Origin of the sequence: Mesorhizobium sp. UC74_2 (genome assembly GCF_042701485.1) — a bacterium.
Lineage (GTDB): Bacteria > Pseudomonadota > Alphaproteobacteria > Rhizobiales > Rhizobiaceae > Mesorhizobium.
Window position 1 is genome coordinate 1,838,945 of the sequence record NZ_CP170562.1, and the last position, 21,800, is coordinate 1,860,744.

General features: G+C 61.5%; 20 protein-coding genes and 1 riboswitch. Of the genes, 10 read left to right on the forward strand and 10 right to left on the reverse strand.

Going from position 1 to position 21,800, the window contains the following annotated elements; translation table 11 throughout:
- Positions 1-59: 59 nt before the first annotated feature.
- Together ldtR and ACFJIU_RS08860 are read left to right on the forward strand one after the other, a co-directional pair.
- Entirely contained in the window at positions 60-575 is a 516-nt protein-coding gene (ldtR, locus tag ACFJIU_RS08855; RefSeq protein WP_054311167.1) for a transcriptional regulator LdtR, read from the forward strand.
- A 488-nt stretch (positions 576-1,063) separates the two neighbouring features.
- Complete coding sequence (locus tag ACFJIU_RS08860; protein ID WP_379070091.1) at positions 1,064-2,317, forward strand: murein L,D-transpeptidase; 1,254 nt, start codon at positions 1,064-1,066, stop codon at positions 2,315-2,317.
- Between the two features lie 12 nt (positions 2,318-2,329).
- Here ACFJIU_RS08860 and ACFJIU_RS08865 read toward each other — a convergent pair whose 3' ends face one another.
- Positions 2,330-3,265 (reverse strand): LysR family transcriptional regulator, encoded by a 936-nt coding sequence (locus ACFJIU_RS08865; protein ID WP_379073020.1) that lies wholly within the window; start codon positions 3,263-3,265, stop codon positions 2,330-2,332.
- Between the two features lie 135 nt (positions 3,266-3,400).
- Between ACFJIU_RS08865 and ACFJIU_RS08870 the strand changes: the two genes are divergently transcribed.
- Entirely contained in the window at positions 3,401-4,843 is a 1,443-nt protein-coding gene (locus ACFJIU_RS08870; RefSeq protein WP_379070094.1) for an MFS transporter, read from the forward strand.
- Positions 4,844-4,871: 28 nt separating this feature from the next.
- Here the strand turns inward: ACFJIU_RS08870 and ACFJIU_RS08875 are convergent, their stop codons facing one another.
- The 3 genes from ACFJIU_RS08875 to ACFJIU_RS08885 are packed head-to-tail and all read right to left on the reverse strand — an operon-like array spanning position 4,872 to position 6,891.
- Complete coding sequence (locus tag ACFJIU_RS08875) at positions 4,872-5,606, reverse strand: SDR family oxidoreductase (protein WP_379070097.1); 735 nt, start codon at positions 5,604-5,606, stop codon at positions 4,872-4,874.
- A 44-nt stretch (positions 5,607-5,650) separates the two neighbouring features.
- Complete coding sequence (locus ACFJIU_RS08880) at positions 5,651-6,493, reverse strand: oxidoreductase (protein WP_379070100.1); 843 nt, start codon at positions 6,491-6,493, stop codon at positions 5,651-5,653.
- A 41-nt stretch (positions 6,494-6,534) separates the two neighbouring features.
- Positions 6,535-6,891 (reverse strand): Atu4866 domain-containing protein, encoded by a 357-nt coding sequence (locus ACFJIU_RS08885; protein ID WP_379070103.1) that lies wholly within the window; start codon positions 6,889-6,891, stop codon positions 6,535-6,537.
- A gap of 130 nt (positions 6,892-7,021) precedes the next feature.
- Between ACFJIU_RS08885 and ACFJIU_RS08890 the strand changes: the two genes are divergently transcribed.
- Together ACFJIU_RS08890 and ACFJIU_RS08895 are read left to right on the forward strand one after the other, a co-directional pair.
- A complete protein-coding gene (locus ACFJIU_RS08890; RefSeq protein WP_379070106.1) occupies positions 7,022-7,924 on the forward strand; it encodes a LysR family transcriptional regulator in 903 nt (300 codons plus the stop codon).
- Between the two features lie 182 nt (positions 7,925-8,106).
- Positions 8,107-9,792, forward strand: coding sequence for a Na+/H+ antiporter (locus ACFJIU_RS08895; protein WP_379070108.1), 1,686 nt, complete (start codon positions 8,107-8,109; stop codon positions 9,790-9,792).
- 18 nt (positions 9,793-9,810) lie between these two features.
- On the opposite strand, the gene ACFJIU_RS08900 is transcribed toward ACFJIU_RS08895, so the two are convergent.
- Positions 9,811-11,337, reverse strand: coding sequence for an ABC-F family ATP-binding cassette domain-containing protein (locus ACFJIU_RS08900; protein WP_379070110.1), 1,527 nt, complete (start codon positions 11,335-11,337; stop codon positions 9,811-9,813).
- A 329-nt stretch (positions 11,338-11,666) separates the two neighbouring features.
- Positions 11,667-12,212, reverse strand: a complete 546-nt coding sequence (locus tag ACFJIU_RS08905; protein ID WP_379070113.1) for a dihydrofolate reductase family protein — start codon at positions 12,210-12,212, stop codon at positions 11,667-11,669.
- A gap of 208 nt (positions 12,213-12,420) precedes the next feature.
- Here ACFJIU_RS08905 and glyA point away from each other — a divergent pair, with 208 nt between their 5' ends.
- From glyA to ACFJIU_RS08920, 3 genes are all read left to right on the forward strand, one after another.
- On the forward strand, positions 12,421-13,734 hold the full coding sequence (glyA, locus tag ACFJIU_RS08910; RefSeq protein WP_379070117.1) for a serine hydroxymethyltransferase: 1,314 nt from the start codon (positions 12,421-12,423) through the stop codon (positions 13,732-13,734).
- A gap of 188 nt (positions 13,735-13,922) precedes the next feature.
- Positions 13,923-15,428, forward strand: coding sequence for a DegQ family serine endoprotease (locus ACFJIU_RS08915; RefSeq protein ID WP_379070120.1), 1,506 nt, complete (start codon positions 13,923-13,925; stop codon positions 15,426-15,428).
- A 47-nt stretch (positions 15,429-15,475) separates the two neighbouring features.
- A complete protein-coding gene (locus ACFJIU_RS08920; RefSeq protein ID WP_379070123.1) occupies positions 15,476-16,786 on the forward strand; it encodes a replication-associated recombination protein A in 1,311 nt (436 codons plus the stop codon).
- 36 nt (positions 16,787-16,822) lie between these two features.
- On the opposite strand, the gene ACFJIU_RS08925 is transcribed toward ACFJIU_RS08920, so the two are convergent.
- The 4 genes from ACFJIU_RS08925 to ACFJIU_RS08940 all read right to left on the reverse strand — a co-directional run bounded on the left by ACFJIU_RS08925 (position 16,823) and on the right by ACFJIU_RS08940 (position 20,143).
- Complete coding sequence (locus tag ACFJIU_RS08925; RefSeq protein WP_379070126.1) at positions 16,823-17,584, reverse strand: Stf0 family sulfotransferase; 762 nt, start codon at positions 17,582-17,584, stop codon at positions 16,823-16,825.
- Positions 17,585-17,665: 81 nt separating this feature from the next.
- Complete coding sequence (locus ACFJIU_RS08930; RefSeq protein WP_379070129.1) at positions 17,666-18,196, reverse strand: manganese efflux pump MntP family protein; 531 nt, start codon at positions 18,194-18,196, stop codon at positions 17,666-17,668.
- A riboswitch (yybP-ykoY riboswitch) is annotated at positions 18,173-18,399 on the reverse strand. (Overlaps the previous gene by 24 nt.)
- A 229-nt stretch (positions 18,400-18,628) precedes the next feature.
- Positions 18,629-19,027, reverse strand: a complete 399-nt coding sequence (locus ACFJIU_RS08935; protein WP_379070132.1) for a RidA family protein — start codon at positions 19,025-19,027, stop codon at positions 18,629-18,631.
- A 210-nt stretch (positions 19,028-19,237) separates the two neighbouring features.
- Positions 19,238-20,143: a phosphotransferase family protein gene (locus tag ACFJIU_RS08940; RefSeq protein WP_379070135.1), complete on the reverse strand. Its 906-nt coding sequence runs from the start codon at positions 20,141-20,143 to the stop codon at positions 19,238-19,240.
- Between the two features lie 392 nt (positions 20,144-20,535).
- On the opposite strand from ACFJIU_RS08940, the gene ACFJIU_RS08945 reads away from it, so the two are divergent.
- Both ACFJIU_RS08945 and crcB read left to right on the forward strand, forming a co-directional pair.
- The gene (locus ACFJIU_RS08945) at positions 20,536-21,363 is read left to right on the forward strand and encodes an aspartyl/asparaginyl beta-hydroxylase domain-containing protein (RefSeq protein WP_379070138.1); all 828 of its coding nucleotides are present in this window, start codon (positions 20,536-20,538) and stop codon (positions 21,361-21,363) included.
- Between the two features lie 31 nt (positions 21,364-21,394).
- The gene (crcB, locus tag ACFJIU_RS08950) at positions 21,395-21,775 is read left to right on the forward strand and encodes a fluoride efflux transporter CrcB (protein ID WP_379070141.1); all 381 of its coding nucleotides are present in this window, start codon (positions 21,395-21,397) and stop codon (positions 21,773-21,775) included.
- The last annotated feature ends 25 nt before the right edge of the window (positions 21,776-21,800 follow it).

The window sequence follows — 21,800 nt, forward strand, 5'->3', positions numbered from 1 at the left end:
TCGCGATCAAGGTGACAAAAAACAAAAAATCACCGGGCGACAAACGAGAGGCAAAGACAATGATCAATTCGCGTCCTGTGGCGAAGACCGCCAATGTTATCGATGAACGCCGCGAGTCCATCCGCACGCTTTACATGGAATCCCTTCAGCTGGTTGAACGTCTTCATCGGCGTTTGCTGGACGTAATCAAGGATGAGTTCGACCGTAATGGCCGTTCTGACATCAATGCTGTCCAGGCTCTGCTGCTGTTCAACATCGGCAATGCAGAGCTGACCGCCGGTGAACTGCGCTCGCGTGGCTACTATCTCGGCTCGAACGTATCCTACAACCTGAAGAAGCTCGTCGACCTTGGCTTCATCAACCATCAGCGTTCGCGCATCGACCGTCGTTCGGTCCGCGTCAGCCTGACGGACAAGGGCAATGAGGTGGCTGAGGTGGTTGCCGGTCTCTATGAGCGCCATATCGGCTCGATCGAGCACGTCGGCGGCATCAACCAGGACGAGTTCAAGCAGATGAACCGCGCCCTGCAGCGCCTCGACCGCTTCTGGAACGACACAATCGCCTATCGCATGTAAGCGGGTGGTTCGCGCTCGCTGCCGGCCTGCCGGCGGAGCTGCCGCGACGTCTGCGTCGCGGGCGGGAATACCACGCCGAAGAGCGGGGAGGAGGAGATCTAGAGCGTTTCCGTTTTTCACGGAAACGCGGAAACGCTCCGAGTTTTGTTTCGGCCGCATTGTTGTAACGCCAAGTGTTTCCACTTGGCTACAAAATGCTCTAAATCTCCGGACTGGGCCGGTGCTGAAAAGGCACTGGCCCTTTCTTTCGTACGACGTAGGTCTAAAGCGCGGGTGTTGCGCCTAATTGCCGCCATATTCCGGTGAAAGCGAGAAACAGGACGGTGCAGTCGATCTGGCTGGCTTGTCCGCTCTCGCGAATGTGCGTTTTCCGGCAGCGAGATGCGAGATATGGTTGGCTAAATGTTAAGGATGGCAACCATAGAGTGCGGGCCGCCAACCGGGCCCGCTGGCCGATCGTCGAATAGTTGAACAAGTCTGGAACGCCCATGAACACCAGCCGCCGCCTGTTTCTCACCGGAGCTTCCGCGCTTGCCGTGGCTTTTGCCGCCGGCGCCGCCAGTGCCCAGGACGCCGTGGATGGTATCCTGAAGGCGTCAGGGCAGGGTGGTTGGGACGACACCTTCGATGCCCGCGCCACGCAAGGTGGCAAGGTCGCCTCGACGCTGCCGATCTTCAGCCCACAAACCGTGACCTACACCGAGCAGGCCATCGGCCAGTATCGTGACATCGTCGCTCAGGGTGGCTGGCCGCAGGTGCCCGCGACCAAGAAGCTCCAGCTCGGCGTTTCCGATGCCGACGTCGTGCCGCTGCGCAAGCGGCTGATGGTGTCCGGCGACCTGCCGCAGAATGCCGGCCTGTCGGAGTCCTTCGATTCCTACGTCGATGCCGCGTTGAAGCGTTTCCAGACCCGCCATGGCCTGCCGGCCGACGGGGTCACCGGCAAATACACCTTCGCTGCGATGAACATTTCGGCGCAGGTGCGGCTCGGTCAGCTCGAAACCAACTTGGTGCGTCTGCGCGCCATGGGCGGCTTCCTTGGCAACCGCTACGTGATGGTCAACATCCCGGCCGCGCAGATCGAAGCTGTAGAGGGAGACCGTGTCGTGCTGCGCCATACGGCGATTGTCGGCAAGATCGACCGCCAGACGCCGATCGTCAATTCGAAGATCAACGAGATCATCGTCAATCCCTATTGGAATGCGCCGGTGTCGATCGTCCGCAAGGACATCATTCCGTTGATGCGCAAGAACCCGAACTACCTCAAGGACAGCCATATCCGCCTGCTGGCTCCGGATGGAACCGAAGTCGACCCGACCACTGTCGACTGGTCGACGGAAGATGCCGTCAAGTACCGTTTCCGCCAGGATCCGGGCACCGGCAACGCAATGGCCTCGGTCAAGATCAATTTCCCGAGCCCGGACGGCGTCTACATGCATGACACGCCGCAGCAGAGCCTGTTCGGCAAGCTGATGCGCTTTGATTCGTCGGGCTGCGTGCGCGTGCAGAATGTGCGCGACCTTGTCACCTGGATCCTGCGCGATACCCCGGGCTGGAACCGCCAGCATTTCGAGGAAACCATCAAGACGGGCAACAACACCCCGGTCGCGGTCACCAATCCGGTTCCCGTCTACTTCACCTATGTTTCGGCCTGGTCGACAGGCCCGGGCGTCGTACAGTTCCGCGACGATATCTATCGCCGCGATGGCGTCGACGAACTGCAGATCACCTCTTCTCTCTAAGAAGCAGGCAAGTCAGATACCCTCAAAGCCACCGGCGGCAACGCCGGTGGCTTTGATGTTTTCGGCACAGACGTCGCGCACGCAACTGCGCAGCCAGCGATGCGCTGGATCGGCATCGAGCCGTGGATGCCATAAGAGCGAGATGGTGATTTCCGGCAAGGCAAGGGGGAGCGCGAAGCGGAACATGCCATCCCTGAGGTGGCCGGTGTAGCGTTCAGGAACGCTGGCGATGAGGCCTGTTGCCCGCGCAAAGACCAACGCTTCCAGGAAGCCGCTGACGGTTGTCGCGATCTGTCGTTGCAATCCGAGGGTTTCCAGCGCGTCATCGATCGGTCCCTTGTCGAGATTTCGACGCGAGACGAGAACATGATGTCCTGCGGCATAGCGTTCGGGCGTGACGATGCCCTCGCACAAGGGATGCCCGGCCCGCACGACGCCGACGAAATGGTCTCGAAACAGGGTCTGCGCCCGGATCTCCGGTCCGGTGGTGGTTCCGATCACGCCGGTTTCCAGATCTACACTGCCGTCGCGCAGCGGTGTGCTGTCCTTGTCCGGTTTCGGTACGAAACGCATCCGCACACCGGGTGCCTCCTGGACTATGCGTGCAAGCAGGGCCGGCCCGAAGTTTTCGACAAAACCGTCGGAATTCCTCATGGTGAATGTCCGTGTGAGCCTGGTGAGGTCCAGCTTTTCAGCAGGGCGCAGCATAGCTTCGGCTTCCTCGACGATACGGCTGACGTGCTGGCGCAGTTCAAGCGCGCGCGGTGTGGGGACAAGGCCGCGACCGGCCCGAACCAGCAGGGGGTCGCCCGTTGTTTCACGCAACCGCGCCAGCGCGCGGCTCATCGCGGAAGGGCTGAGCCGCAGCCTTCTGGCGGCGCGGGCAACGCTGCCTTCCGCAAGCAGCACGTCGAGGGTGATCAGCAGGTTGAGGTCCGGGTGTCGCATCCGCCGAGCATAGCGCATGTTTCCTGTTTTGATGAGGCGTTACATGCACGAATAAAGTGCAAATGGTGCGCCTTCCGCCATGTTTCAGGCGACGCTACCTGTCTGTCCAGGTTTCAATCGGCAGAGGCAGAGATCATGCAATCGAACGTCAGCCAAGGTGACGCAACCACAGAACAGGCCCGCGATGGCACGGGCCGCTGGGCGCTGATCAGCCTGGCGCTGTCGATGCTGCTTTCATCGCTTGGCATCAGCATCGCCAATGTCGCGTTGCCATCACTGGCGGAGGCGTTCGATGCGCCGTTCCAGCGCGTGCAATGGGTTGTACTGGCTTATCTGCTGGCGGTGACGATCACCATCGTCTCGGTGGGGCGGCTCGGCGATCTCATAGGACATCGACGCATGCTGATTGGCGGTATTTCGCTGTTTGCGCTCGCCTCAGGCCTGTGCGGCGTCGTTTCTTCGCTCTGGCTGCTGATCGGGGCGCGCGCCTTGCAGGGACTTGGCGCTGCAGTCCTGATGGCACTCACCATTGCCTTTGTCCGCGATACGGTCGCCAAGGACAGGACCGGAAGTGCGATGGGATTGCTGGGCACGATGTCGGCAATCGGGACGGCGCTTGGTCCTTCGCTGGGCGGGGTTCTGCTGACCGCTGCTAGCTGGCGGGCGATCTTTCTGGTGATGGTGCCGCTCGCTGCGCTGAATCTTCTCCTGGCCTGCCGCTTCCTGCCGGCCTCCAAGGCGACTGGAAAGGGCGGCGGCTTTGATGGTCTCGGTACGCTGCTGCTTGGCCTTACGCTAGCGGCCTACGCACTCGCCACCACGGTGGGTGGCGCGCATATGGGCTGGCCGAATATGGCGTTGCTCGTCGCCGCCGTTCTCGGAGCGGGGCTGTTCGTCATGGTCGAGGCGAGGGTGGCTTCACCATTGATCCGACTGTCTGAATTCCGCGATGCCTCCCTGAGCGGGAGCCTGGCGATGAACGCCCTGGTTTCCACCGTCATGATGGTCACCTTCGTGGTCGGGCCGTTCTATCTTGCCCGTGCTCTGGGATTGAATGCGGCTGCCGTCGGTATGGTGATGTCGGTTGGTCCTGTGATCTCTGCCCTGACGGGCATTCCGGCCGGCCGGATCGTCGACCGGTTGAGTGCCTCGGTCGTGGTCACCGGTGGCCTCGCCTTGATGACGATCGGCGCGCTGGTTCTCGTCGTGATTCCGACCAGCTTTGGTGTCGCCGGCTATGTCGTGGGCATTGCCGTTCTGACCCCCGGCTATCAGCTGTTCCAGGCAGCCAACAATACCAGCGTGATGATGGACGTCGGTCCGGATCGGCGTGGTGTCGTCTCGGGTATGTTGAGCCTGTCCCGCAATCTCGGGCTGATCACCGGGGCATCGGTCATGGGCGCCTTGTTTGCCTTTGTCTCGGGCACGGTCGACGGATCGGTCGCGCATCCCGAGACCATCGCCGCCGGCATGCGGATCACATTCGCTGTGGCGGGAGGGCTGACCCTGGCTGCGATCGCCGTGGCATTTGTGACCCGTGGCCGGCCAATGAGCACGGCAACGGTCCAGGAGCAGTGAAGAGACCTCTCTGGCGCGCCATCTTCAGTCAATGCGGACTTGCCGTTGGTCGAATGATGATCTCGCTGACATCGACGTCGGCCGGTTGGCTGATCGCATAGGCGATGGCGTTGGCGACGGCTTCGGCACTGATGGTGATGGCACGCCAGGCTTTCATGGCTTCGCGTGCCCTGGCGTCCGTGATGGTGTCGGCCAGCTCCGAGGTGGTGGTGCCCGGCGAAATGACTGTGACGCGGATACGGTCGGTTTCCTGCCGCAGCCCATCTGAAATGGCCCCGACGGCGAATTTCGTGGCGCAATAGACGGCGGCTGTCGGCGAAACGCTGTGGCCGCCGATCAACGACAGGTTGATGATCTGGCCATGGCCCTGCGCGTTCATCAAGGGCAGGGCGGCTGCGATGCCGTAGAGCACGCCTTTGATGTTGACGTCCACCATCCTGTCCCACTCGTCCACCTTGAGTTCCGCGAGCGGAGACAAGGGCATGATGCCGGCGTTGTTGACGATGACATCGAGCCTGCCGAATTGCTCTTGCGCATAGCGTGCAAAGGCTTCGACATCGGCACATTCGGTAACGTCGAGCCGGCGGCTGCGGACGGAACCACCGGCAGCGGTTATCTCGTCGCCGAGGTTTTGCAACCTGTCCATCCGGCGCGCGCCAATGACGACATGCGCGCCGCCGGCAGCGAGAACTCTTGCCGTTGCCTCGCCGATGCCGCTGCTGGCGCCGGTGATGGCGACGACCTTTCCTTCAATTCCGTTCATGCAGACATCTCCATGGTCTGGGCAATTCTTGCGGGTGGCGGGGATCAATCGGGAAAATCAGCGCTGAGCGTCGTCTCGGCCCAGGCATCGAAGTTCTGCCGCAACGCATCGAGCCGCTGGCGCGCGATGGTCAGGGCCGCAGCACCGAGCAGCAGCCGCAGCGGTGCTTCATCGGCTTCAAATGCCGAGATGATCGCCTTGGCTGCCCGTGCGGGGTCGCCCGGCTGGCGGCCTGATGCCCTGCGGGTTGCCTCACGGCGCTTTCCCGCCGTTTCCGCATAGTCGTCGATGATGGTCCCCGATTCGACCATCGAACGGCCGGCCCAATCGGTACGGAAGGCGCCCGGTTCGATGATTGTCACCGTGATGCCGAGTGGTTTCACCTCTTGCGAAAGCGATTCCGAAAGTGCCTCCACGGCGAATTTCGTGGCGTGGTAGTAGCCGGTGGCGGCAAAGGCCACGAGACCGCCGAGCGACGAGACGTTGAAGATATGCCCCCGGCGACGGGCGCGCATGCCAGGCAACACGCGCTTGGTGACGGCGACGAGACCGAAGACATTCGTCTCGAATTGATCGCGGATCTCGCGATCGTCGCCTTCCTCGATTGCAGCCAGATAGCCGTAGCCAGCGTTGTTGACGAGCACGTCGATGGCGCCGAACTCTGCCTCCGCCGCTGAAACGGCCCGCTCGATGGAAGCGTTGTCGGTGACGTCGAGCTGCAGGGCGAGCGCGCGTTCACCATATTTGGAGGCCAAAGCATTCAAAGCATTGGAATTGCGTGATGTTATGGCGGCACGCCAGCCGCGTTCCAGAACGGCTTCGGCAAGTGCCTGGCCGAGACCGGAGGAGGCTCCGGTGATGAACCATACAGGATTGGTCATCGTCATGGTGAGTTCCTTTCAGTCGAGAGCGGGTGCATCTCCGGTATTCATTGGCGGCGCAGGATCATGCCGCCGTGGTGAAGGGTGTTTTCGTCGACGAAGTCGCCATCGGCGGTGAAGCCGGTGTCGTCCCAGTATTCGATATGGGTGCCGGTCACTTCGTAACGGCCCTGGTAGGCGTTTTGCCTGCTGCCGCGCGCTTCGTCGTAGCGGCCATCAGGCAAGAGTTCGTGGCGGACCCTGCCGTCATCGGTCGACCACATGCCGACATAGGGATGCTGTGTCATCTCCCGCTCCTTGAGGATGTTGGAATTGGTGACGCTTTCCGATGCCGGAGCCGGCGTTGCCGAAAGCATGGCCAGGATCAGGCAGGGCAGGACGTGTCTTTTGCTGCTCACCGTCATTGTTCGATCTCCGGTCCAGCCTTGCGCCACGCGGCATTGCGTACGACTTGGCTGGCAGGGGGAACATAGGAGCATCGATTGGCACGATCGACTTGCCAATCGAAGACGCGTTGGTTAGTGATTTTAACCAATGGCGGACGATTTCGAAGGCATTTCGGTGTTCCTGGCCGTGGCGGAAGCTCGCAACTTCCGGCTCGCGGGCGAGCGCCTTGGCGTTACCCGCTCAGCCGTGAGCCAGGCATTGCAACGGCTGGAGGACCGGATCGGCACCGCACTGGTGCAGCGGACCACGCGAAGTGTCAGCCTGACGGAAGCCGGCGAGATGTTCTACGACATGGTCCGGCCGTCGGCGCAGGACATAACCGAGGCAGTGCAGGCGGTCCGTGAAACGCAGACACGCCCTTCCGGCCTGCTGAAGGTTACAGTGTCCTCGATTGCCGAGCGTTTCATATCAGGGCCCTTGCTGGCAGGGTTCCTTGCGCAATATCCGGAGGTGAAGCTGGACATCACCATCACGGACGAGGAATTCGATATCGTCGCGGAAGGCTACGATGCTGGTGTCAGACTGGGCGAGGTGATCGAGCAGGACATGGTCGCCGTGCCGGTTTCCGCAGAACAGCGGCAGTGCGCGGTCGCTTCGCCCACCTACCTTTCGAGGCGCGGCACGCCACTTTACCCGCGCGATCTGACGGATCATGTCTGCATCGGCTGGCGACCGCGGCCGGACACGGCACCATATCGCTGGGAATTCACCGAACACGACCGCGATTTCGAGCTGGCGGTCGATCCGGCCATGACCACCAACGACATGGGCATGATGATCCGCATGGCCTGCGCTGGGGCAGGCATCACTTTCGGCATGGTGGAGACCTTCGAACCCTATTTCGCCAGGGGGGAACTGGTGCCGCTTCTGGAGAGCTATTGCCCGCCTTTTGCCGGTTTCCATCTTTATTTCCCCCGGCGTCATCGTCAGCCGCTGAAGCTGCGGGCGCTGGTGGATCATGTCCGCACCTTCAGGAAAGGTCAGGCCTGAGAGGCAGCGGCGGCGGGAGTTGGAATCTTGAATCACAATATGGGTTCAAGGCATTGGACAAAAAGGGAAAAACTGTTTTGAACCCGCGCCGATAGGATGAGAAAGGTTGACGTCGCTGTTCCCGATGCTTTCCTAGCCAGACCAAACGGTTTAGGTCGGGCGGGTCACTGTTGGAGAAATACTTGGCCGTCGCGACGCTGATCCTGCTGCTTCTGGTGCTGGTGGCCGCATCCGGCGTGCTGGTACGCTTCCTGCCACTGCCTTTGCCAATCATCCAGATTGGTTTGGGTGTCTTTCTGGCATGGCCGATCGACGGCTTGCGCGTCGAACTCGAACCGGAGCTGTTTCTTCTCGTCTTCGTGCCGCCGCTTCTGTTCATCGACGGCATCATGCTGCCGAAGCGCGAGTTTGCCGCATTGGCACCGCGCATCTTCGGTCTGGCCTTCGGGCTCGTCTTCTTCACGGTCGTGGTTTTCGGGTACGCACTGAATTGGCTGCTGCCGCAGGTGCCGCTGCCGGTTGCCTTCGCGCTTGCTGCCGTGCTGTCGCCGACGGATGCCGTCGCGGTGTCTTCCATTGTCGGTCGCGATCTTGTTCCGGCCCGTGTCCGCCATATCCTCGAAGGCGAGTCGCTGCTCAACGATGCATCCGGCCTTGTCGTGTTGCGATTTGCCGTCGCGGCAGCTCTGACCGGGCAATTCTCGCTCGGTGAAACGGCCTTGACCTTCGTGCTGGTCGCAGCGGGCGGCGCATTGGCGGGGTTTGCAACCCTTTGGGCGGTGGCCAAGGTGCTGCGCATCGTGGCCAAGATTGGCGACGTGCGGCCGGAGGTGGAAGTGGTCATCCTGATCCTCCTGCCTTTCGCGGCCTATCTGCTGGCGGAAAAGTTTCATCTTTCCGGAATTCTGGCGGCGGTGACGGCCGGTCTCTACATTGCTCGCGCCGGTTTGTTCGGCTCCCTGTCGTTTCCCGCGCGCATGCAGAACATGGCGCTGATCGAGATGCTCTCGTTCACCTTCAACGGTGTCATCTTCCTGCTGCTTGGCCTGCAGTTGCCGACGATTATCCGGAATGTTCCTCCGGAATTGTCGCTCTACGGCAGCTTCTGGGAGCCGGTGCTTGCCGTGATGACGCTGACGCTCATCCTGCTTGCCATACGTTTTGCCTGGATTGTCTTCGGGTCGGCGGCTCGAGGCATCATCGAGCGCTGGCGGGGGCGCGAAACATTCAGGCTCACCACGCGGTTGCGGGTGGTCATGACGCTGGCCGGCGTGCGCGGCGCGATCACTCTTGCCGGCATTCTGTCGCTTCCGCTCGTCATCTCCGAGAATGGGCCTCCTTTTCCGGCACGCGATCTCGTCGTTTTCATCGCCGCTGGCGTCATCATCTGTTCGCTCGTACTGGCCAGCGTGGCGCTGCCGATCGTGGCACGCGGCATTCCGCTGGACGAGGAAGAGGAGAGCGCCATCGAGGAGCGGATGGCACGCCAGGTCGCAGCCGAAGCGGCGATTGCCCGCATTGAGCAGATGGTGGATGAGGCGCAAGCCACGCCCTCACTTTATGAGGCACGTCTGGCCGCCGCCCAGCAACTCATTCCCGCCTATCGGCAACGCATTGTCGCCGGCGAGGAAGAAGATACGACCGTCAAGGACATACAGCCCGCACTCCAGTCGATGCTCGATGCTGCTTTCGCGGCCGAGCAAGCTGCCTTGCTCGGCCTTTTGCGGGCGCGCAAGATCGACGACACGACCATGCGTGCGGTGATCGGAGAGGTCATGCTCAACCAGGCGCTGAATTCGCGCAAGCAGGTGAACAAGCGCACAAACGCAAAAAAACCGGCAGCAAGGAAGGCAGGCGCCAGGAAGTAAAAGCGCCGGCCATCAGCTTCAGTCATCCCCGGACACGGTTGCGAAGAAATGCTCCGGTCCATCGACTTCGATCAGCTTGCGATTTTCGATCTGCCAGAATCTGTTGCCGACCGTGCGCACGAAGCTGCGGTCATGCGAGACCAGCAGGCAGCTTGCCTCATGCGCCATCAGTTCGGTTTCCAACGCCTCCTGGCCCTCTATGTCGAGGTGGTTGGTCGGTTCGTCGAGCAGGTAGAAGTTGGGATTGGTCAACCTCAGCACCAGCATCGCCAGCCTGGCTTTCTGCCCCCCGGAAAGCCGGCCGATCGGCCGCTCCTGCATATCGATGCCGACGCCGGCACCCGCCAGCAACGATCGAAGCCGCTGATCGCCGAATTCAAAGCGGCGACCGATCGCAGCCATGGGCGTGTCGGTATTGCCGAGATCGGCAAGCGCCTGGTCGACATGCCCAAGCGCCAGCGATGGCGTGGCACGAATACCGGACTGGCCACCGTCGCTCCCCGAAATAGCGTCGCGCAGCATGCCGACCAGTCGTGATTTGCCCGAGCCATTGCGGCCAAGCAGCACGATGCGGTCGCCCTGGCAGATCCAGCGCTTGCCGGTCCTGAACAACAACGTTCCGTCGGGCGTTGTCACTTCGGCATCGTCCAGCGTCACCAACTGCCTGGCATGGGTGCCGCGGTTTGCCAGGCGGATGGCGCCGGCCGAGCGTTCCTGGTGCGCCGGGCGTGCCGCATCCTCCAGTCGCTCGGCCCGGTCCTTCAGCTGCTTGGTCTTGATGACGAGCAGGTCGCTGCCGGAATTGATGCCGATGTTGTTCAACTTGGCAGCCTGACGACGAAGTTGCTGTGCTGCCTTCATGTCCCGCTGATATTGCCGCTCCTGCGAGGCGTCGATCTCGTCCAGCGCCACCCGCGCCCTCGAATAGGGCAGGGCAAAGGTCTGGCTCTGGTCCGCGCGCAGGAACAGCGTGCGGTTGGTGACGGCATCGAGGAAGGCACGGTCGTGGCTGGCCACGATCAGCGGGATGCTCTGCGGCAGGCTGTTCAGCCAGTCTTCCAGCCAGCGTATGCGGGCGAGGTCGAGGTGATTGGTGGGCTCGTCGAGCAGCAAGGCATCGGGATCATTGACCCACACGCGCGCCAGCAGGGCAAGGCGCTGCCAGCCACCACTCAGCGCACCGAGCGGCCGGCCGCGCAGGTCATCAGGCACCTCGAAGGTCTCCAGCACCACGTCGGCACGCCAGCTTTCGCTTTCCGCCTGCTCCGACGGCAAGGCCTGGCGCACGGCTTCGTGGAAAGGCAGGGTAAGCAGTGTGGGGGCCATGTCCTGTTCGACGTGGCCGATGGTGAGGCCACGCGCTTTGGTGATATCGCCGTCAGTTGATTCGAATGTGCCCGCAATGGTGCGCAGCAGCGTCGACTTGCCTCTGCCGTTCGCCGCGACGATACCGATCCGGTCGCCAGCTTCCACGGAAAGGTCGAGATTGGAGAACAGGCGTGCGCCGAGCGTGACGCCGAGTGCCTTGAGATTGATCAGTGCCATTGTTTTTCTCTGGTCTGTCGCGAGCCTCGCCGGATGCCAGGCATGTCCGATGCCTGGCAGTGTGCCGGATTGCGTTGGCTCGTCATTGTAACGATGAGCGGACAAGTCGGCGTGTCGCCGATGTCGCGCTACCCCTTGGGGCAGACCAGATAGAGATGCTTAAGTGCGATCGTCTCGTTGGTCAGCCCTGCAAACGCATTTGCAGGGCCTGGATCGGGCCACGCTGACGATGTTGATCATGTCTGAACACGCAGCCCTCCTTTCTTCTCGACGGTTGCAGGGCATAGATAAACGCGGCTGCATGTCGATGCAAGCCGACTGCGGACCAATTATGCCGCTGCATAGCGCAGAAGCACGACATCCTGCGGCAGGATCCGCTGCCCGATGAACCGGAGTTTCGGCGTCTTGCCGGCGAAGAACGGCTTGCCGCCACCAAGCACCACGGGATTAACATAAAGGTGGTACTCGTCGATCAGATCCAGTCCATCCAGGCTGGCCGCGAGTTCAGCGCCGCCGACATCAATGATGCCTTCGGTTTCAGCCTTGAGGTGCTTGAGCGTTCCGGCGACATCTTCGTTGATCAGCGTTGCATTCGGCCCAACGTCACGCAGCGTCGTGGAACAGACGAATTTGGGTGTTGCCTGCCATGCCGTCGCGAACTCCCGTGCCTCGTCTGGCCAGTCGGCCTGATCGCTGTCCCAGTAGCGCATCGCCTGATAGAGTTTGCGGCCGCAGACGCTGACCCGTGTGTCGTGCATCAGCCGGTTGAAGTATCGGTGCAGCGGCGCTTCCGGCACCGGCAACTCCGGGCCTCCTTCCGGTCCGGTGATGTAGCCGTCCAGGGATGTCAGCATGCCGAAGATCATCGTGGCCATCTTTGTCTCCGATCTGATTGCATTTTGCAATCAGATCGTGCGAATGGCAAGAGGAACCGGTGTTGATTGACCCGCCTGGTTTGTCCGGCCGGAGGGTTCAAGAAAACGGCGCGATCCGGCCAGAGGATTTCGCAGTGTAAACGTGGCAGCGCCGGGACAACTGTGTTAATGGCGCCGTGACTTTTCCGGACAGTGAGGATCCCAGTCCATGGCAACAGCAGCGGCCGTTTCGAACTCCCTCGAATCCTTCTTTGGAACACCGCTCGCGGAGGTCGATCCTGAGATCTTCGGCTCCATCCGCAACGAGCTTGGTCGCCAACGTCATGAGATCGAGCTGATCGCCTCCGAGAACATCGTCTCGCGCGCCGTCCTCGAGGCGCAGGGCTCGATCATGACCAACAAATATGCCGAGGGTTATCCGGGCAAGCGCTATTACGGCGGCTGCCAGTTCGTCGATGTGGCTGAAGAACTTGCCATCGAGCGTGCCAAGAAGCTGTTCGACTGCAAGTTCGCCAACGTCCAGCCGAATTCCGGCAGCCAGATGAACCAGGCGGTGTTCCTGGCGCTGCTACAGCCGGGCGATACCTTCATGGGCCTCGACCTCAATTCCGGTGGTCATCTCACCCACGGCTCGCCCGTCAACATGAGCGGCAAGTGGTTCAAGGTCGTCTCCTACGGTGTGCGCAAGGACGATCATCTGCTCGACATGGAAGAGATCGAGAAGCTCGCCCAGCAGCACAAGCCCAAGCTGATCCTTGCCGGCGGCACCGCCTATTCCCGTGTCTGGGACTGGAAGCGTTTCCGCGAGATCGCCGATTCGATCGGCGCCTACCTGATGGTCGACATGGCTCATATCGCCGGCCTTGTCGCCGGCGGCGTGCATCCAAGCCCGCTGCCGCATGCGCATGTGGTGACCACCACCACCCACAAGTCGCTGCGTGGCCCGCGCGGCGGCATGGTGCTGACCAACGACGAGGACATCGCCAAGAAGATCAATTCGGCGGTCTTCCCCGGCCTGCAGGGTGGCCCGCTGATGCATGTCATCGCCGCCAAGGCGGTGGCATTCGGCGAGGCGCTGAAGCCGGACTTCAAGATCTATGCCCAGAACGTCGTTGCCAATGCCAAGGTGCTGGCCGATAGCCTGAAGGAGACCGGTCTCGACATCGTTTCCAACGGCACCGACAACCATCTAATGCTGGTCGATTTGCGGCCGAAGAATGCTACCGGCAAACGCGCCGAGGCTGCCCTTGGCCGCGCCAACATCACCTGCAACAAGAACGGTATCCCGTTCGATCCGGAAAAGCCGTTCGTCACGTCGGGTGTGCGTCTCGGCACTCCGGCCGGCACGACACGCGGTTTCGGCCAGGCAGAATTCCGCGAAATCGGCAAGCTGATCGCCGAAGTGCTGGACGGCCTCAAGGTGGCCAATTCCGATGAGGGCAATGCGGCCGTCGAGGCTGCGGTCAAGGCCAAGGTGGTATCGCTGACCGAGCGCTTCCCGCTTTATCCTTATCTCGGCTGATTGTCGGGCTAGACAAAACCCGCCGGGTGTCCCTTGAGGCGCGCCCGGCGGGTTTATCGTTTCCGGCAGACGGATCGACCTAAGTTTCTGCCGGTCCCAATTCGACAAAAGATCGGAAATACCGATCCGGCCTTTCATTTTGCACATTCATCGCGACAATGGCGCGCAATTCGTTCGGAGGATTCGGTATGCGTCCTAACAGGCTGTCCCTCATTCTGTTTTCGGCCTTCACGGCGCTGTCGCTGGCTTTCGGGCATGGCAACTCGCTGGCGCAGGAGAATGCGCAGCAGCCGCCGGCCAAGAGCGAACCAGGCCTGTCCGATGTGCTGACGGACCTGCTGCACGGCGTCGAAGGCGAGAATTCGACCGGTGGCCCTGACAAGCGCGTTCCGTTCGGTCGGGAGGAGGTGCAGCTCTCCTTCGCGCCGCTGGTCAAGCAGACCGCGCCCGCCGTGGTCAACGTCTATGCCTCGCAGACCGCCAGGGTGCGGTCGCCGTTCGATGGCGATCCCTTCTTCGAAGAGTTCTTCGGCCGCTCCGTGCCGCGTGCGCAGTCCTCGCTGGGCTCCGGCGTTCTGGTTGATCCAAGCGGTATCGTCGTCACCAACTTCCATGTCATCAAGAACGCCGACGAGGTCAAGGTCGCCACCTCGGACGGGCGCGAATTCACCTCCAAGGTGATGTTGAAGGACGAGACGCTCGATCTCGCGGTGCTGAAGATTTCTGCGGACAAGCCTTTCCCGGTCGTTCCGATCGGCGATTCCGATGCGCTTGAGGTCGGCGACCTCGTGCTGGCCATCGGCAACCCGTTCGGCGTTGGCCAGACCACGACGTCCGGTATCGTTTCGGCGCTCGCGCGCAGCCATATCGGCATCTCGGATTCCGGCTACTTCATCCAGACCGATGCGGCCATCAATCCCGGCAATTCGGGCGGCGCGCTGATCAACATGGGTGGCCAGCTGGTCGGCATCAACACAGCCATCTACAGCCGCAGCGGCGGTTCCATCGGCATCGGCTTCGCCATTCCCGCCAACATGGTGCGCGCCTTTGCGGAAGCCGCCAAGGCTGGCAGCGACTTCTTCGAGCGCCCCTATATCGGCGCGGAGTTCGAGGCAGTGACACCACAGATTGCTGAATCGCTGGGCATAGAGAAGGTGGGTGGCGCGCTCGTCTCTTCCGTCGCCGATGGTGGTCCGGCCGCCAAGGCCGGCCTGAAGCCCGGCGACGTCGTCCAGACGCTGAATGGCGCAGTGATCGAAGGCATCGAGGCGCTCGACTATCGCATGGCGACGCTGACGATCGGCTCGAATGCCACGTTCGGCGTTCTCACCAAGGGCCAGCAGCAGCAGATCGCGATTGCGCTTGAGCGCGCGCCGGAAGGTCTCACCACGCAGCAGATACTCCTGCGTGGCCGTAGCCCGTTCGCGGGCGCCAGGGTGGCGGATCTTTCGCCGCGCCTCGCACAGCGGCTTGGTTTGCGCAGTGATGCCAAGGGCGTGGTTCTTGTCGACATTGCCAGCGCCTCGCCAGCTTCGGATTTCGGTTTCCAGCCGGGCGACATCGTGCGTGAGGTGAATGGGATCACCATCGATTCCGCCAAACGGCTGGAAGAAGCTGCACTGCAAAGCACGCGCTGGTGGCGCTTTACGGTGGAGCGGGGTGGGCAGACGCTGCGGCAAGTCCTACGTTATTAGGCCCAACGACCCCTCTGGGAGCGTGGAAACACGCCTGAAATTGCCACATGGCCGACCTGTTCGGAAGCGATGAAGTTGAAAAGGCGCCACCCGGCAGGCCATTGGCCGACCGGTTGCGTCCGAAGACGCTTGCCGAAGTTGTCGGTCAGGAGCACCTGACCGGGCCGGACGGCGCGCTCTCGCGCATGATCGCGTCGGGCTCGCTGGGCTCGATGATCTTCTGGGGACCACCGGGCACCGGCAAGACGACGGTGGCCAGGCTGCTCGCCGGCGAAACCAGCCTGGCATTCGAACAGATCTCGGCGATCTTCTCCGGCGTGGCGGACCTCAAGAAGGTGTTCGAGACCGCCCGCCTGCGTCGCTCCAACGGGCGCCAGACCCTCCTCTTCGTCGACGAGATCCACCGCTTCAATCGAGCGCAGCAGGACAGTTTCCTGCCGGTGATGGAAGACGGCACCGTCATTCTGGTCGGAGCCACCACCGAAAACCCGTCCTTCGAACTGAACGCGGCTCTTTTGTCCCGCGCGCGCGTTCTGGTGTTCCAGTCGCTCGGCGAAGCCAGCATCGCCAAGCTGCTGGAGCGGGCGGAGGAGACGGAAGGCAAGCCGCTGCCGCTCGATGAGGAGGCGAGGGAGGCGCTTGTGCGCATGGCCGACGGCGACGGCCGCGCGTCGCTGACGCTCGCCGAGGAAGTATGGCGCGCGGCCAAGCCGGGCGAAGTTTTCGATGCCGCCGGGCTGCAGGGCGTGGTGCAGCGTCGTGCGCCGATCTACGACAAGGGCCAGGATGGCCACTACAATCTGATCTCGGCGCTGCACAAATCCGTCCGGGGCTCCGACCCCGATGCCGCGCTCTATTACCTGTCACGCATGTTCGATGCCGGCGAGGATCCGCTGTATCTCGGCCGCCGGCTGGTGCGCATGGCTGTCGAGGACATCGGTCTGGCTGATCCGCAGGCACTCGTCATCGCCAACGCGGCGAAGGATGCGTATGACTATCTCGGCTCACCGGAAGGTGAACTGGCGTTCGCGCAGGCATGCGTCTATCTCGCTACCGCGCCGAAATCGAACGCCGTCTACAACGCTTTCAAGGCGGCGACGCGGGCGGCGAAGGAAAATGGCTCGCTGCTGCCCCCCAAGCACATCCTCAACGCGCCTACCAAGCTGATGAAGGAAGAAAGCTACGGCACCGGTTACCGTTATGATCACGACGAGCCGGACGCCTTTTCAGGCCAGGACTATTTCCCGGAAAAGATGGGGCGGCAGACATTCTACGACCCGCCGGAGCGTGGCTTCGAACGCGAGATCAGGAAGCGCCTGGAGTATTGGTCGAAGCTGAGGAAGGAGAGGGGAGAATAAGCCCCTTCCGCGGAAGGCTGAAAGCGAAAAAGCAATCTAGGCGGTTCGTCCCGTCTCCCGTCCGTATCTTGCAACCCACTCACTGCTTGTCGCGTCTGCCAGCCTGGCTGTTCCAGCCCTGATGGTCCTGGCAAGTTCGGGATCCCTGCCAAGCGCGGACAGCACGTTCGACAGGGCAAGCTGCGGGTCGGCGGACATTGTCTCATATGTCAGCCGCAGCGGTTCGATGGCGCGCAGCTTGAAGAAATTGACCCAGGACGCGTCGTCTTCTTCCAGCCCACGCACGACCCCGCCGATCTGGTCCCCATCGTAGGCGACGGGCCGGGGTGTTTCTTCGCCCTCGAGCACGGTGCCATCGCTGTTGCGATGCCACAAACCGCTCTGTTGCGCGCGGATCAGCGAGACGGCTTGTGCAACCTTATCCAGGCGCGACAGATGGATGTAGAGTGACGGCCCGAAAGTTTCTTCCAGCCTGGTCGTTATGTCCGCCTTGCCGCCGGCAACGTTGTCCAGTCGCCGGGAGGCGTCGGTGACGCTCGCCCACATCAGGCGAAGGCCGAAAGTACCTGTACCGTCGGCGCCGACCCGCCGCATCGCGGCGACATAGTCCTTGTCGAATTGCACGTCGTCCGGGGACGATGCCGGCTCGATGCCCCAATCCTCGGCCCATTCCGCAACATCCTGCTGCCGGAAGTACGAATGAGGGCGTCCTGCGACGCGGGTTTCAGCCAGCATGCTGCAAAGCAAGGTGCTGCCCGAGCGCGGCGTGCCGCAGATGATGTAGGAGGAAAACTGCATAGTCAGGCAACACCTGTGGTGTGGTCGTCCAGGTCGCGTGGAACCGAGCGAGACGGCAATTACCCCGATAGTGAGGGCAAGTCACGCGGCCAGCAGATGGTCGAAGAGTATCTTTGCGCCAAGGCCGATCAGGGCGACGCCGCCGACGATTTCGGCATATCTGCCAAAGCGCGCGCCCAGATATCGTCCAGCGAGCATGCCGCCTGTCGACATCACCATGGTTGCCAGGCCGATCGCCGCGGCAATCACGAAGATATTGACGTTTAGAAAGGCCAAAGAGACGCCGACGGCCATGGCGTCAAGGCTTGTTCCCACGGCGGTCGCCAACAGGCCAAACGCTGAAGGGCTGCCTGTTTCCTCCTGCGCAGCGTCTTTTCGTGAAAGGGCGTGGATTGTCATCCTGCCACCAACGGCCGCCAGCAGGATGAAAGCAACCCAATGGTCGACCACCTGGATGTATTGACTGGCGGCGACACCCAACGCCCAGCCGATGAGGGGCGTCAGCATTTCGACGACACCGAACACAAGTCCGGTTCGAACTGCTTGAGACAATGTCGGGCGAATGGGAGAGGCACCGCGCCCCAGCGCGGCAATCAAGGCGTCGACAGACATGCCGATAGCCAGCACGGCAATAGAAACGGGTGACATCGCTGATCCCGGAGTTAGGACGTTGGCCGGACGAGCAAGGCTTTCCTGTCCAGGAAAAGCTTTCGTCACGGTCTTGCCGAGCGCCAAAAGCGCCGGCCGCACCACGCGAGAACGCGAGTATGTTGATGCGGCCCCGTTTCCGGTGGCTACTCCCCGATGGCTCGTCGATTATCAAAAGGCTGTGCGGTCGTCAATGTGCTTTGGGTTTTAATTTATTATTTTCAATAACTTAGCCTTGGCTATCTTTGCGAGGTCACGACAAGAAACCCTGACGCGGCGAAGCGGGTCAGGATTGTGGGCGAAGCTTTGACCTGAAAAAAAACCGCTCCGGTGGACCGGAGCGGTTTGCCTGTAACGTGCGCGAATTCTGTTCGAAGTCGAGCTGCAGCTTTCGCTTTATGCGCTTGCGGGAATGCGCGCGATGACCTTGATCTCGAAATCGAAACCGGCAAGCCAGTTGACCCCGAGCGCGGTCCAGTTCGGGTAGGGCGCCTTGTCGAAGATCCGGTTCTTGACGGCCATGATGTTCTCGAACTGGTTTTCCGGATCCGTATGGAAGGTGGTGACATCGACGATGTCATCGAACGTACAGCCGCCGGCCTTCAAAGTTGCCTGCAGGTTTTCGAAGGCGAGTTCGACCTGGCGCTTGAAATCGGGCTCTGGGGAACCGTCGGTGCGGCTGCCGACCTGACCTGAAACGAACAGGAGATCGCTGGAGCGGATTGCGGCCGAATAGCCGTGGGCTTCGTAGAGCGCATGCCGCTCAGCCGGGAAAACCGGTTCACGTTTTGCCATGTTTTGTCCTTCTCAGATTTCTCGCGCCGTGCCGATGCGAAGATGCGGGACACGGCCGCGTCGATTGACATACGAGGCGTATGTAAGATTGCGGCGTGGCATTTCAATACGCATACGTTGCGTATGTGAGATTGCCAGGCAGTCGCGCGAGCGATGTTCGCGACCCCGGATTGTCCGGGCAGCGGCTGAGCGCTGCCAGGTTAAGGCGGACTAGACGGGTGGGGTTGAGGCTATCTCGTCGCACCGAGCCATCGCCCAGCGCAGGTCTGCCATGTCTCCGGCCGAGGCGCACTCGGAGACCTGCTGCAGCCCGATACGCAGCTGATAGCAGCGCAGGGCCTGCACATTGCCCACCAGATCCAGGCGGTGATTTTCGAAGTACCGCGCCTGGGCTTCCATGCAGGCGAGCCATGGGCGCCAGAACAAGACATTGGCGACGTCGTAAAGCGGATCGCCCAACAGTGCCTCGCTCCAGTCGATCACGCCGGTGATGGCAAAGCCATCGGTCAGCACATTGTTCGAGCCGAAATCGCCATGTACCAGGCATCTGGTCTCCGGGCACGATGGAATGAGTTCGTGAAGCAGACATAGATGCGGCTCGATCCAGTTCCGGTCGACTGCCGGTTCGTGATCTGCCCAGTCATGGTGTCGGGGATCGGTGATGGCCGCGAGGAAGTCGTGCCAACTTTCGTGTCCGCCACCGCCGTTGGCATCGAAACGACCGAAGCCTGCCGTGGCGTCCACAGGCGCCTCCGCGATGGCGTCCATGACTTCGTCGACGCGGGCAACGATCGCCGGCAGTTCCGCTGGCGAAAGGTCCTGCAGGGTCTTGCCCGCGGCGCGCCTTGAAACACAATAAGCATGCCCGTCGATCTCGCCGATCGACAGAATTTGCGGGATCGGCAGGCTGGCGGAAGCGAAGTGCCGATAGCAAAATGCATCCTTGTGAAAGCTCTCGGCCAGCCGGTTGATACGCAGGATAAAGTCTTCATTCGCCAGCCGGATGCCGAAGACCTGCGATTCCTCGCCCTCCGACACGGAGGTCCAGGCCGAGATTGGACCAAGGTCGCGCTGCAGGGCCGACGTCATGGCTTGGTAGGACAGGTTTGGCTTCATGTTCCTTCGAGCGGCTCCGCAACTCGACTCCGGACCTACCAATGCGACGCAATCCTCCGGAGGAAAAGGCGAAAGTAATGGATCGCAGGATCCGTCAAGCCGGCGCTGACAGGCGGGGACCCCAACGCACCTTGCATCATCATCGCCTGGCGGTGCGCAGATTTCATGTTGGCCGCATAGATCCTAAGTCGCGCGAATATGCCGTCCGGCAACGATGCGGTGAAAAAGGTGAGTGCTATCCTCCAATTTTGTGAGATGCTTGCTGGTACGGGTTTTGTGCCGTCTTGTGCACGACGGCAATTGCGCCTATGCAGCCGTCACTGGGGTGAATGCGTCGCGGCCGAGGGCGCGGCGAAACTCTTATCAAGGGTGGCGCCAGGCGCCAGGCTCACATGACCAAAGATCAACGCAAGGCAATCCGCAAGGCCGCCATCGCCGTCGTGCTTCTGGGGCTCGGTTTCTATTTCATCCCGATCATCACGCTGATCTGGCTTGTTTGCGGGCTCATCGATGTGCTGCGCAACAAAAAGAAGGACCAGCGGCTGTTCAGCCTCTATTTCACAGGCAACGGCATGTTCACATGGCTGTTGTCGCCCTTCAATCTGCTGATCGATCTGATCAGCTACAAGAATTGGGGTGTGTGGAAGCTGGAACAGTTTCCGGCTGACTACCAGCGTGAAGTCAACGAGGTGCTCAACGTCTTCAAGGAGCGCCGCAACGAGATCATCGCCGACATCGACGCCAATTTCGGTACCGGCCGGCGTGGCATGTACGTCTACCAGTGGTATGGCAAGCACAAGATCGACAACGTGCCGGAGTTCAACAAGGACTTCAAATATGTGAAGACGATTGCGGTGTCGGTGTTTTCGGGTCGCGAATCGACATCCTGGCATTTCGGTCCGCTGCGCCTTTCGCTGCGGGTGCTGTACAATCTGATCCCGGTGAACGCGGAAATCTTCGTCGAATGCCAGGACGCCAGGAACTACTGGCACGACAGCCCGATGTATATTTTCGACGACACGCTGCTGCATCGCTCGGTCAACGAGTATGATGGTCGCCGCTACTGCGTGTTCATGGACGTCATCCGTCCTTCCCCGGTTCCTGGTGTCATCGCCGGACTGTTGACCGTCGTTTCGATGAGCGTCGAGCGCATCAACTCCATGTTCTACAAGAACTGGAAGATGATCTCGTCGAGCAAGGGCAAGAAGGCTCAGGCCTAGGCCTGACGTCGCGACTGCGGGATCGAGGTCGATGTATCAGCTTCTCCTCGTCGCGGTTGGTGGTGCGATAGGCGCTGCCATCCGCCATCTCTTCAATCTCGGCGCGCTGAAGGTTGTCGGTCCCAATTTTCCGTGGGGCACGATGGCGATCAACATCATCGGCTCGTTTATCATGGGCGCCTTCATCGAGACGCTGTCGCGCCGCTACGGTGGCGCTTCGACGGAGCTGCGCCTGTTCGTCGCCACCGGTATCCTCGGCGGCTTCACCACCTTTTCTGCATTCTCGCTGGATTTCGCCACCTTGTGGGAGCGTGGCGACGTCGTCCCGGCGGCCGGCTATGTGCTGGCAAGCGTCGTCGGCGCGATTCTGGCGCTGTTCCTCGGGCTGTGGCTCGTAAGAACGCTCGCATAGTGCTATTGGCCCGCTTCGAACAATA

Bases quoted from the DNA above. Each gene is read 5' to 3' on its own strand.
- ACFJIU_RS08870 (WP_379070094.1), top strand. From the start codon at position 3,401: ATGCAATCGAACGTCAGCCAAGGTGACGCAACCACAGAACAGGCCCGC.
- ACFJIU_RS08935 (WP_379070132.1), bottom strand. From the start codon at position 19,027: ATGGCAAAACGTGAACCGGTTTTCCCGGCTGAGCGGCATGCGCTCTAC.
- ACFJIU_RS08885 (WP_379070103.1), bottom strand. From the start codon at position 6,891: ATGACGGTGAGCAGCAAAAGACACGTCCTGCCCTGCCTGATCCTGGCC.
- ACFJIU_RS08880 (WP_379070100.1), bottom strand. From the start codon at position 6,493: ATGACGATGACCAATCCTGTATGGTTCATCACCGGAGCCTCCTCCGGT.
- ACFJIU_RS08945 (WP_379070138.1), top strand. From the start codon at position 20,536: ATGACCAAAGATCAACGCAAGGCAATCCGCAAGGCCGCCATCGCCGTC.
- ACFJIU_RS08920 (WP_379070123.1), top strand. From the start codon at position 15,476: ATGGCCGACCTGTTCGGAAGCGATGAAGTTGAAAAGGCGCCACCCGGC.
- ACFJIU_RS08875 (WP_379070097.1), bottom strand. From the start codon at position 5,606: ATGAACGGAATTGAAGGAAAGGTCGTCGCCATCACCGGCGCCAGCAGC.
- ACFJIU_RS08865 (WP_379073020.1), bottom strand. From the start codon at position 3,265: ATGCGACACCCGGACCTCAACCTGCTGATCACCCTCGACGTGCTGCTT.
- ACFJIU_RS08890 (WP_379070106.1), top strand. From the start codon at position 7,022: ATGGCGGACGATTTCGAAGGCATTTCGGTGTTCCTGGCCGTGGCGGAA.
- ACFJIU_RS08900 (WP_379070110.1), bottom strand. From the start codon at position 11,337: ATGGCACTGATCAATCTCAAGGCACTCGGCGTCACGCTCGGCGCACGC.
- ACFJIU_RS08915 (WP_379070120.1), top strand. From the start codon at position 13,923: ATGCGTCCTAACAGGCTGTCCCTCATTCTGTTTTCGGCCTTCACGGCG.
- ACFJIU_RS08930 (WP_379070129.1), bottom strand. From the start codon at position 18,196: ATGTCTGTCGACGCCTTGATTGCCGCGCTGGGGCGCGGTGCCTCTCCC.
- glyA (WP_379070117.1), top strand. From the start codon at position 12,421: ATGGCAACAGCAGCGGCCGTTTCGAACTCCCTCGAATCCTTCTTTGGA.
- ACFJIU_RS08860 (WP_379070091.1), top strand. From the start codon at position 1,064: ATGAACACCAGCCGCCGCCTGTTTCTCACCGGAGCTTCCGCGCTTGCC.
- ACFJIU_RS08905 (WP_379070113.1), bottom strand. From the start codon at position 12,212: ATGGCCACGATGATCTTCGGCATGCTGACATCCCTGGACGGCTACATC.
- ACFJIU_RS08925 (WP_379070126.1), bottom strand. From the start codon at position 17,584: ATGCAGTTTTCCTCCTACATCATCTGCGGCACGCCGCGCTCGGGCAGC.
- ACFJIU_RS08940 (WP_379070135.1), bottom strand. From the start codon at position 20,143: ATGAAGCCAAACCTGTCCTACCAAGCCATGACGTCGGCCCTGCAGCGC.
- ldtR (WP_054311167.1), top strand. From the start codon at position 60: ATGATCAATTCGCGTCCTGTGGCGAAGACCGCCAATGTTATCGATGAA.
- crcB (WP_379070141.1), top strand. From the start codon at position 21,395: ATGTATCAGCTTCTCCTCGTCGCGGTTGGTGGTGCGATAGGCGCTGCC.